Source organism: Salipiger sp. HF18, assembly GCF_011806505.1.
Taxonomy (GTDB): Bacteria; Pseudomonadota; Alphaproteobacteria; order Rhodobacterales; family Rhodobacteraceae; genus Salipiger; species Salipiger thiooxidans.
Window position 1 is genome coordinate 1 of the sequence record NZ_JAATOS010000921.1, and the last position, 769, is coordinate 769.

At 66.1% G+C, this 769-nt stretch carries 1 protein-coding gene; it reads right to left on the reverse strand.

Going from position 1 to position 769, the window contains the following annotated elements; translation table 11 throughout:
• The coding region (locus tag HC022_RS27995; RefSeq protein ID WP_167454542.1) for a TRAP transporter large permease subunit at positions 1-769 on the reverse strand (769 nt) is incomplete at both ends.

The window sequence follows — 769 nt, forward strand, 5'->3', positions numbered from 1 at the left end:
CGCTCACCCCCATCTCCTGCACGATGGGCAGGAAGATCGGGAAGGACAGCAGCACGATGCCGGTCCAGTCGAGGAACATGCCGAGCACGAAGACGATGAACATCATCACGGTAATCAGCATCCACGGCTCCATGTCGAGCGAGCGCATCAGTTCCTGCGCGGCGCGCAGGCCGCCGGTGATGTTGAACACGCCGGTGAAGGCGGTGGCGCCGACCACGATGAAGAGGATCATCGCAGAGGTGCGCGCGGTCTCGTAGAGCGCCGAGCGGAACGTGGCCCATTCGAAGCGGCCGCGGAAGATCACGATGCCGAGCGCCAGCGCGGCGCCGATCGCCGATGCCTCGGTTGCGGTGGCGATGCCGGCGAGCATGGTGCCGAGGATGCCGAAGATCAGCACGAGCGGCGGCATGGCCTCGAGGATCAGCATGCGGATCAGCGTGGCGCGCGACACCTTCTCGTCGATGGCGACGGAGGGCGCGAGGTCGGGACGGATCAGCGCCACCAGCGCCACGTAGGCCGCGTAGAGAACGCCGAGGATGATGCCGGGACCCATTGAGCCCGCGAACAGCTCGCCCACCGAGAGCGACGAGTTCGACGACATCAGGATCAGCATGATCGACGGCGGGATCAGGATGCCGAGGCAGCCGGACGCGGCGATGACGCCGGTCGTCAGGCGCTTGGAGTAGCCGTATTGCAGCATCGGTTTCAGCGCCATCACGCCCATCACGGTGATCGAGGCGCCGATGATGCCTGTCGTGGCGGCAAGCAG